Origin of the sequence: Streptococcus sp. SK140 (assembly GCF_000259525.1) — a bacterium.
Taxonomy (GTDB): Bacteria; Bacillota; Bacilli; order Lactobacillales; family Streptococcaceae; genus Streptococcus.
Genome location: NZ_AJML01000027.1, coordinates 135153 through 145552, shown reverse-complemented (window position 1 = coordinate 145552; position 10400 = coordinate 135153). Strand labels below are relative to the sequence as shown.

8 protein-coding genes are annotated in these 10400 nt (G+C 39.6%); 2 read left to right on the top strand and 6 right to left on the bottom strand.

The window, feature by feature from the left end; translation table 11 throughout:
* Nucleotides 1–237 precede the first annotated feature (237 nt).
* The 5 genes from HMPREF1116_RS08220 to HMPREF1116_RS08200 all read right to left on the bottom strand — a co-directional run bounded on the left by HMPREF1116_RS08220 (nucleotide 238) and on the right by HMPREF1116_RS08200 (nucleotide 6458).
* Entirely contained in the window at nucleotides 238–1287 is a 1050-nt protein-coding gene (locus HMPREF1116_RS08220) for a DUF389 domain-containing protein (RefSeq protein WP_000147502.1), read from the bottom strand.
* Nucleotides 1288–1736: 449 nt separating this feature from the next.
* Nucleotides 1737–3728, bottom strand: coding sequence for an ABC transporter permease (locus HMPREF1116_RS08215; protein WP_000489334.1), 1992 nt, complete (start codon nucleotides 3726–3728; stop codon nucleotides 1737–1739).
* A gap of 1 nt (nucleotide 3729) precedes the next feature.
* Nucleotides 3730–4488: an ABC transporter ATP-binding protein gene (locus tag HMPREF1116_RS08210; RefSeq protein ID WP_000173364.1), complete on the bottom strand. Its 759-nt coding sequence runs from the start codon at nucleotides 4486–4488 to the stop codon at nucleotides 3730–3732.
* 325 nt (nucleotides 4489–4813) lie between these two features.
* Nucleotides 4814–5788 (bottom strand): ATP-binding protein, encoded by a 975-nt coding sequence (locus tag HMPREF1116_RS08205; RefSeq protein ID WP_000883859.1) that lies wholly within the window; start codon nucleotides 5786–5788, stop codon nucleotides 4814–4816.
* The gene (locus HMPREF1116_RS08200) at nucleotides 5781–6458 is read right to left on the bottom strand and encodes a response regulator transcription factor (protein ID WP_000548968.1); all 678 of its coding nucleotides are present in this window, start codon (nucleotides 6456–6458) and stop codon (nucleotides 5781–5783) included. Before HMPREF1116_RS08200 ends, HMPREF1116_RS08205 begins: the two co-directional genes overlap by 8 nt.
* A gap of 95 nt (nucleotides 6459–6553) precedes the next feature.
* On the opposite strand from HMPREF1116_RS08200, the gene HMPREF1116_RS08195 reads away from it, so the two are divergent.
* Complete coding sequence (locus HMPREF1116_RS08195) at nucleotides 6554–7630, top strand: DUF2974 domain-containing protein (RefSeq protein ID WP_000065158.1); 1077 nt, start codon at nucleotides 6554–6556, stop codon at nucleotides 7628–7630.
* Nucleotides 7631–7735: 105 nt separating this feature from the next.
* Nucleotides 7736–8365 carry an MBL fold metallo-hydrolase gene (locus HMPREF1116_RS08190; RefSeq protein WP_000690837.1) on the top strand — a complete coding sequence of 210 codons (630 nt, stop codon included), beginning with the start codon at nucleotides 7736–7738 and terminating at the stop codon, nucleotides 8363–8365.
* Nucleotides 8366–8405: 40 nt separating this feature from the next.
* Here HMPREF1116_RS08190 and HMPREF1116_RS08185 read toward each other — a convergent pair whose 3' ends face one another.
* Entirely contained in the window at nucleotides 8406–10298 is a 1893-nt protein-coding gene (locus tag HMPREF1116_RS08185) for a M13 family metallopeptidase (RefSeq protein ID WP_000199247.1), read from the bottom strand.
* Nucleotides 10299–10400: the final 102 nt, after the last annotated feature.

Here is a 10400-nt window from a genome sequence, read left to right as displayed (position 1 = left end):
GGTAAAACTAAAAGGACTCAGTCCTGTGCAATACAGAACTAAATCCTTTGGATAAATTAATTGTCTAACTTTTTGGGGTCAGTTCATTTCAGTTGTTGCTTTTTTTATATTTTGATTAAGCTGAGCTAGTAGTGATTGGTCAAACCACCACAAATGGTATCCTCATCAACAATCCTTTCTATCCACTAACTTTTAGTTATAAGATTTGCTTCCATGAGTTAGATAAGTTGACTTTCCTCAGTCCTTGTCTGCTTCATTCTCTTTTACGAGATCTTTTTGTGAATCTTTTTCAGAGAGTTTTTGATCGATATACTTGTTAATGGTTTCATAAAATTCCTTGGTCATCTCACTATCTAATTTTGTCGAATTATGGACTTGATTGACTTTCAATTGAACAGATTGAATACCGTAAGAGGCTTGTTTTTGGCAGATTGTTTCTAATTCTTCTTCTGAAATCGGATCTCCAACAACTGTCAAGACTAATTCATTGCTACTTGACTTGTAGACTTGATTAATGACCGTATGATTGGCGAACTCTTTTCCTACAAACTGTTTGATCCCTTCTTTTCGCGCTTGATCTATCGTCAGAGTGACTGCTGAATAGCTGGCTGGAAGAACCAATAATACAATTAAGGATATCAAGGCAATTTTCATTTTAATGTTTAGCTCTTTAAATGAACTTAAAGGAGATTTTCTCATTAAAATTCTAGTTCCAACAATATTGGTTAGCATGATAAAGACACAGTTGATCAAGAAAAGATAGAGAGCTCCAAATAAAAATCGCACATTTCCATTAGCTAAACCATAGCCTGCAGTACAGATAGGTGGCATCAGAGCTGTTGCAATAGCTACTCCAGGCACGATATTGTTTGCTTCTTTTTTCCTTGAACCAATAACACCTGCTATCCCACCAGCAATAGCAATGAGAACATCCCAAATTGTTGGAGAGGTTCGTGCAATCAACTCGCTACTTGCATAAGATAAGGGAGTAATCCAGAAATACAGAGTCGAGACAAGCAAACTGACCAATACTTGAGTAAATAAAACCTCTAGAGATTGCTTGATTAAACGCGTATCAAAAATAGCTAAACCGAATCCCAGTCCAACAATCGGTGTCATAAGAGGGGAAATCAGCATGGCTCCAATAATGACAGCTGTTGAATTCATATTTAGACCTATAGAGGCAATAAAAATCGAACACATCAAAATCAGTGTATCTCTTAATCGAACATGAAGATCATCATATAATTTTTCACGGTATTCACGTGTTGAATAGTTTCCGGTCATTGGTTACTCCTTTTATTTCATATAATCTTGTTTCTGTATAGACGATGGTAGAGAGACTTCTGTCCAATCTTACATATTTTTCTTCTCACCTATCATTCTTTTGAAAATTATCTTTTAACTATCCATCAGTCCATCCTTGATATTATATCAAAAATTTTACAACCTTTCTCTGAAGAACTCAATCAATTTGAAAGATAGTGAAAGGTAGAAATTTTTGTTTCCTTATCCGAAAAAGAAAAAACGTTATCTCCTCTGAAAGAAGATAACGTTTTAATGTTTAAACATGATGAGTGTGTTTGGTTTTCCAATTTTGTATCATGCAAACCACCCAAGGTGGTGTGATCCCCAAGGTAAACCCGCAAATTATGACTACTAAGATAGAGTATTCAATATAATCTAGGATTCCTCCGTCAAAATAACTTTCAGACTTTACATTATATCCTTTATTTTTATATTTGAACAATCTTGCGATAGCTTCTTGAAGTAATCATAAAGATTAGGACATAGACTAAAGCAAAGATACCACAGATAGAAAGGGTTACACTTAACATCATGGCTGAATCAACAACACCAACGACCTTGAGAATCAGGCTCAACATGTGATAAGCAAAAGCCAGATGAAGGAAGGCAAAGGCCAGAGGTAGGAAGAAAACAGTCAAGACCTGCTTGTTAATGGTTTGCTTGATTTGTTTTTGATCCAAACCAACCTTTTGCAGAATGACAAAGCGTTCACGGTCTTCATAACCTTCTGAAATTTGTTTATAGTAGATAACGAGTACAGTACCAACCATAAAGATGATAGAGAGAAAAATACCGATAAAGAGGACTCCACCAAAGAGAGCGTTCATTTCGACAGTTGACTCACTCGCAATGTTTGCACCGTAAACCATACCATCCTCGTTCTTGAGATTGTGACTGAAATTATTCACATACGCATCGAAATCATCAGATAGCTTTAACTGTTCCTCTTTACTTGCTGTCACATCCATTCCACCATATAGCTGAGTGTATATAGCAGAATCCTGGTATTTATCTAAAAAGTCCTGCAAATTTGAGACAACAAGGTAGTTATAATCTGAGATCAAAAGTACATACTGGTTAGCAACATGGTCTCTGAGGAAATCTTGCTGGATTTCTTGCTTGATCGTATAGTTCTGATTGTTCAGACTGAATGCTTTTTGACCTTTAAGGCCATCGTTCTTAGCGAATAGTCCCACCTCATTATTCGTAAGGTTCAGCTTTTGTCCAGTCATTTTTTCATAATCCTTTTGATCAAAGACTAGGAAAACTGTCTTGGGCATAACACTATTTTGACCTTTTGCAAAGGTGGTTAATTTGGTACCATCTTGACTAGAAAGGCCGAAACTTGCATAGCTAAGAACATCCTTAGTGCTGATTGTTAGGTTCTTTTCCTTGGCATACTGAGTTAAAAGTTGGTCTAAATCCTCAACTTCTACATTTTGTCCTGAAATTGACATATCGTGAGGATACAGGAGTTTTTTAATATTTTCAGAACCATTGTAGATACTGGTTGCTGCCGACATGGTGACCAAAACCATGGTGGAAAGGATGGCGATAGTCGCTAAACCAACCGCATTTTTCTTCATACGGAAAATGAGGTTAGAAACAGAGATGAGATTGTTAGGTTTGTAGTAATATTTCTTGTTTTTCTTGAGCATTTTCAAGAAAACTGTAATCCCAGCATTGAACAAGAGATAGGTTCCTAAAATGACCAGTATTACAGCTAAAAAGAAGGTAGAAATAGCCAATAGAGCATTTGTTACGCTTTGAGCTAGATAATAGCCACTACCTAAAGAGAGTAGTCCCAAGATTGTCTGAAACACTAGGAAACGGCCCTTCTTCTCACCTTTTGCTTTCTCACGAGAGAGTTGGAGAGCATCCATACGGATAATGCGGATAGCATTTAGGAAGACAATTACTAAAAAGATAAGACCAAATACCAGAAGGATGGAAAGGACTACGGACCATTGGAAGGTTGCGACTAACTCCACCTTCATCTTTGAAAGTTTGAGCAATAAAGCGAAAATCAGATTGTCAAAGAGGGCACCAATCCCAATCCCAGCAGTGACTGTTACTAGACCAAAAATCAGGAGTTCCTTGAAGGTCATACCAATCAAATGTCGCTTTTCTAGTCCCAACATGCCATATATACCCAGTTCTTTGGAACGATTTTTCATGACAAAACTGTTGGCATAAAGGACGATAATGGCAGATGCAAGTGTTACTACGATGAGACCAAGTTGTAGGGTAAATTGAATAGAAGATCCACCCCGCATTTCTACCATTTTAGGATTAAAAGTTAATGAATAAAATAGATAGCTGATAGTAACTGCAAGGAGAACTGCTAGTGCAAAAGGATAATAGAGTTTGCGGTTTTTGATTAAGTTGGAGATGGCCAACTTATTGGTTAATCGAAACATACTAGTTCACCTCACTTGCCATAACAGTCAAGGTGTCAGAGATTTCTTGGAACATCTGACGTTCAGTCTTTTCACCACGGTAGATTTGATTGTAAAGAATGCCGTCCTTGATGAAGAGGACACGTTTCGCACGACTGGCCGCAGCTGTTGAGTGGGTTACCATGAGAATAGTCTGTCCTTGCTCGTTGATCTGATCAAAAATATCAAGCAGTGCAGCAGATGATTTAGAGTCTAGAGCTCCTGTCGGCTCGTCAGCAAGAAGAATTTCTGGTTCTGTGATAATGGCGCGTGCAACTGCTACCCTTTGTTTTTGCCCACCAGAAATTTCATAAGGGTACTTCTCTTGCAATTGGTTGATGCCAAGATTTTCAGCCGTCACGACTAATTTTTTCATCATTTCTGTAATAGGCTTTCTAGACAATACCAAAGGGAGTAAGATATTGTCTTTAACAGAAAGCGTATCTAACAAATTGAAGTCTTGGAAGACAAAGCCTAACTTTTCACGACGGAAGCTTGATGCTTCAGTATTTTTAATGGTAGCTGTGTCTGTTCCGTTTAGGAAGACCTGACCACGAGTTGGTTTGTCAAGCATGGCGAGAATATTGAGTAAAGTAGATTTCCCAGAACCAGACTCACCCATAATGGCAACATAGTCGCCTTTTTCTACGGTAAAGTGAATATCTTTCAGGGCTTCTACTTGGTTGCCTTGGAAACGTGTTTTATAAATCTTTTGAACGTGTTTTACATCTAATAGTGTCATGATAATCTCCTTTTTAATATCCCATTAATTGAAACTGAGCCTGCATAATAGCGCAACCGAGCTGAACTCGCTCGATCTCTTTTGGACTTGGTTTACTTGTATCTTTCTTTTGTAAGATTGTTTTCATAGTTTTGCTCCTTTATCTTTATGCTATAAGTTTACTCCAAATAAAGAGGACTTGCCATAACATAACCTTACAAATGGAGCTTTAATCTTACATTTTTGTAAGATTAAAATTTTTTATCTGATTGAAACCTATTTTCTTACCATAACAAGGTCTAAAGAAGAGCCTGAAAGGATTCTTCCAAGCTCTTAGCAATTCTTTTCATTCGATCAGTAGGTTTACTTCTGAAAACTTAATGCGCACAGTCGTCCCTTGACCCAGTTCAGATTCGATACGGATTTGATGTCCTAATTCTTGGCTGATTTTTTGGGTCAGGTAGAGTCCAAGACCAGATGACTGCTGGGTCATACGACCATTGTAGCCTGAAAATCCGCGTTCAAAAATTCGCAATTGATCACTGTTTTTAATGCCAATCCCAGTATCCTTTATACAAAGGTCCTGACCGTCCATATAGATTTCAATTCCACCTTCATTTGTGTATTTGAGGCTATTTGAAAGGATTTGTTCAATAACTACTAACAACCATTTTTTATCCGTCACAATGCTTCTATCCAAGTCATGCAGATTAACACTTAAACCTTTCTGGATAAAGAAAATGGCATATTTGCGAATGACTTCCTTGACCAAATTCTCCACATTTTCTTTCTTCAATACCAGATCATCATGGAAGCTCTCTAAGCGTAGGTATTGGAGAACGAGGTTGGTGTAGGAATCAATCTTAAAAATTTCCTGTTCTAGCTGTTGCTTCAATTGGCGATCTGCCACCTCGCTCACGAGGAGTTTACTGGCTGAAATGGGTGTTTTTATCTGATGCACCCAGAGTGTATAGTAGTCCACCAAATCATTATAGCGGTTTTCCGCATCTGATTTCTTTTGATAGAGTTCCTCTTCACTTTTCTCTAATTTTTCAGTCAATAGAGCCTCCATTGGTGACTTGGCTTCTCTTTTTCCGTAAAACAATTCCTTACGATAGCGTTGCAATTCTATCAAGAAATCATAGACCAAAAACAAAAGTGTTAAAAAGGTAGATAGAAAGAAGAAATAATTAAAGTAGGGCACTTGGTTATCAAATAAGACCTCAAAGAGAAAAAGTAAACCTGTAAGTAAGAGAATAAACACGAAAAAACGGCTACGCGAACGGATATAAGCTAGAAAAAAACTTTTGAAATCAAGCATGTTTCAATCCGTACCCTATTCCTTTCTTGGTTTCGATAAAACCAATCAAACCTTCTTCCTCCAATTTCTTGCGCAAGCGCGCGACATTTACGGACAAGGTATTATCATCGATAAAAAAGTCACTATTCCAGAGCTCCCGCATTAGGTCGTCACGCGCTACGATATTTCCCGCATGCTCAAATAAGACACGTAAAATCTGAAATTCATTCTTGGTTAAACTGATAGCTTTGCCATTGACATGCACATCCATAGACTTGGTATTGAGGATAACTCCAGCATACTCTAAGAGACTTTCATCCCGTCCAAACTCATAGGAACGACGCAATAAGCCCTGTACCTTGGCTAAAAGAACCTGCTGGTCAAAAGGCTTGGTTACAAAGTCATCCGCTCCCATATTAATGGCCATCACGATGTCCATAGCCTGGTCTCTCGAAGACAGAAACATAATAGGAACTTTAGAAATCTTGCGAATTTCCTGGCACCAGTGATAACCATTAAAGAGAGGCAAGCCAATATCCATGAGAACCAGATGAGGTTCAGACTGAACAAATAGTGTGAGAACCTCCATGAAGTCTTCTACCATGACTACCTCAAATCCCCATTCGGAGAGCATTTTCCCAACTTGTTGACGAATAACTGGATCATCTTCTACTAGTAAAATCTTATGCATCTGCTCCTCCTTTTTCTATATTATAGCAAAATTCTCCTCACTACTAGCGAAATTGATGCAAATCTGATAAGATAAAAGTAAAGAAAGGAGTTCCCATGTCCAATATTTTCGACTACCTAACTGACGTTCAATACGATTCTTTTTACGATCTTCCCTTGAATGAACTGGATATACTTGCTTTTACAGAGCTGACTTATCTTCCTTTTGATAACTTATTGGAACAGCCTGTCAATCGTTTAAGCGATGTCGCAACACGTGTCCCTCGTGAGACTAACATGTTGACCAATAAAGAACGTCTCCAGCTCCTCGATCAGTTATCCCAGCACAAACGTTTTAAAAATAGCAAACTCTCTAACTTTGTAAACGAGGTTGATACGGAGCAACAGAAACAGTTCGCTGCTATGACCTATCGCCTTGATTTAGATACTTATCTGATTGTCTTTCGAGGTACAGACGATAGTATTATTGGTTGGAAGGAAGATTTCCATATGACCTACATGAAGGAAATACCTGCCCAAAAACATGCTCTTGAATACTTGGAAGAATTCTTTACCCAACATCCAAAACAAAAAGTGATTGTAGCTGGACATTCTAAAGGTGGGAATCTGGCTGTCTATGCTGCCAGTCAAATCCAGCCTGAATTGCAAGAAAAAGTCTCCGCAGTTTATACCTATGACGCACCTGGTTTGCAGGCTCATCTGACTGAGACCACTGGTTATCAAGATGTTATTCCAAAAATTCACCGTTTCGTCCCACAAGGTTCTGTCATTGGCATGATGCTGGAAGTTCCTGATACTCCTATCGTCGTCAAATCTACGGCTCTCGGGGGTATTGCTCAACATAGCACCTTTAGCTGGCAAACTGAAGGACACCACTTTGTCCAACTTGAGGCAATTAGTAGCGAGAGTCTCCAAATTAAAGACACTCTCAAAGAATGGGTGGATAGTGTTCCCGATGAGGAACTGGAGCTCTACTTCGATCTCTTCTTTGGTACCATTCTAGAATCTGGAATCAGTTCCATTAATGAACTGTCTTCTAAAAATGCTATTGACCATGTTCGACAACTTGTTTCTCAAGCCCAGACACTGGAGCCCGAGCAAGTTGAAATCTTAAAAAATCTGACACAACTCCTACTGGATGCTCGTTTCCAAGCCTGGAAAAATCATTTTTAATAACAAGAAAGTCCCTTCCTTTATGGAGGGACTTTCTTGTTGATTCCTTATTTTATTCTTCTGTGTTATACTAGTAGGAGTAAATTCTTTGAAAGAGGAAATCCTATGAAAATCCATAAAACTGTGAACCCTGTTGCCTATGAAAACACTTATTATCTTGAAGGAGACCAACACTTGATTGTAGTCGATCCTGGTAGCCATTGGGAGGCTATTCGCAAGACTATCGAGACCATTAACAAACCAGTCTGTGCAATTCTCCTGACCCACACCCACTATGACCATATCTTGAGTCTAGACTTGGTTAGAGATACTTTTGGAAATCCTCCCGTTTATGTAGCGGAAAGCGAGGCCACTTGGCTCTATACTCCTGTTGATAATCTTTCTGGTCTTCCTCGTCACGATGATATGGCAGATGTTGTCTGTAGACCAGCTGAACACACCTTTGTCTTTCATAAAGAATACCAGATAGAGGAGTTTCACTTTACTGTATTACCAACACCAGGCCACTCTATTGGTGGCGTATCCTTTGTCTTTCCGGATACTCAGCTTGTCTTAACGGGTGATGCTCTTTTCCGTGAAACCATTGGTCGAACAGACTTACCAACTGGTAGCATGGAACAGCTTCTCCATAGTATCCAAACCCAGCTCTTTACTCTCCCAAACTACGATGTCTATCCTGGACACGGACCTGCTACGACCATCGCTCACGAAAAAACCTTTAATCCATTTTTCTAGCAAACTAAAAACCAAGGATGTTTGATCCTTGGTTTTTTGATTACCAAATAATCACACGATCTTCTGGTGAACGCCACATACCGTCGCCTTCTTTGACATCATAGGTTGTAAAGAAGTCATCAAAGTTTGGCACTTGGACATTGACACGGAGTTTAGCTGGCGCGTGCACGTCAACGCTAGCCATGAGTTTCATCAACTCTGGACGGCCTTTCATACGCCAGATACGCGCAAAGTTATGGAAGAATTCTTCAGCTGAGAAGTCAGGTTCTCTCTTGGCAGCTTCTAGCGCTGCAGCTATTCCTCCTAAGTCCGCAACGTTTTCTGATACAGTTAGCTTCCCGTTAATGGTTGCTCCGTAAGATTCCTGACCATCAAACTGGTCGATAACCTTCTGCGTTTTCTCTTTAAAGGCTGCATAGTCGCTCTCAGTCCACCAATCCTTGAGACTTCCATTTTCATCAAAGGAAGCTCCATTAGTATCAAAGGCGTGAGAAATTTCATGGGCAATAACTGCTCCGATACCACCATAGTTGGCAGAAGATGACTGATGCAAGTCATAGAATGGCGCCTGTAAGATAGCGGCTGGAAAAACAATCAAGTTCTTTTGTGGATTGTAGTAAGCATTGACCATGTGAGCAGGCATGCCCCACTCCTTGTAGTCTACTGGCTGATTCCACTTACTCCAGCTGTGTTTGATTTCTACACGCGCAAAGGATAGGGCATTCTCAAAGAGGCTAGCGTTTTCGTCTACTACCTTGTCCTTGTAACGAGCTGGCAATTCTTCTGGGTAACCGATATAAGGCTTGATGACATTGAGTTTGACGATAGCTTTTTCTCGTGTTTCAGGAGTGAGCCAGTCGTTTTTGGCCAAGCGTTCCTTATAAACATCAATCATAGTTGCCACTTTTTTCTCAACATCCGCCTTTGCTTCTGGAGAGAATTTTTCGTGGGCATACCAAAGGCCAAGGGCTTGTTTGAATGGTCCTTGCGCTAAGTGGTAAGCAGCCTTGCGTTTATCTTGGGCTTCTGGAACACCTGAAAGAGCACGGCCATAAGCACCTGACAAGATACGAATCTCATCTGTCAAATAGCTCGTTGAAAGGTTGATCACACTCAAGATCAAGCTTGCCTTGAGCAAAGGCCAAGCTTCTTCACTATAGAATTGCTCTGCCGCTTGCCAGAAACGTTCCTCATCTACGATGACCTTATCAGGTACTTGCCCAATCACAGCTTGGAAGAAGTCGTCGAGAGGTAAAGCTGGTGCAAACTTTTTGAAATCTTCATAAGCGTATGGATGGTAGAGTTTGGCGTATTCTGAACTTTCTTCGTTTGAAAGTACGACTGCTGCGATACGACAGTCTAACTCCAATCGTTTCTCTAAAAGATCTTCGACTTCTTCATCTGAGAAGTTATAGGCTTTGAGGAGATTAGCAGTACTTTCTTTCCAAAGGTTCAATAATTCCTCGCGTTGTGGATGGTCTTCCGCATAGTAGGTCGTATCAGGCAAGATTGTTCCTGGAGCACTAGCCCAGAGAACATTGGTTCTAGCATCCATAAAGTCAGGTGATACTCCAAATGGAAGGAAGTTTGGTTTACCAGCTAATTCAAACTCTGCTAATTTGCTTGCGAAATCCGCAAAATTTTCCAAATCTTGGTATTCCTTAAGCATAGGAAGAACTGGTTTGATCCCATCTGCTTCTCGCTTATCGAAATCTCTGACCATACGATGGTACTTAACAAAGTTTACCAAGATAGCATCTTCTGGCACATCTTCTCCAGTCAACCACTTGTCAGTTGTTGTTAGCATCAACTCTTCAATTTCTTCGTCAAGGTCGATAAAACCACCTGTTCTTGATTTATCAGCTGGAATGACTGCAGTCTTTTCCCACTCACCATTTATAGCATCATAAAAATCATCTTGATAACGTGTCATCTTGTTCTCTCTTTCCTATTTTCACTTATTCCTAGCTTAGCAAAATTCCCTTGGGATTGCAATTAAAAATGCCGAGTTGCCCTCTTATTTTAATCATTAATA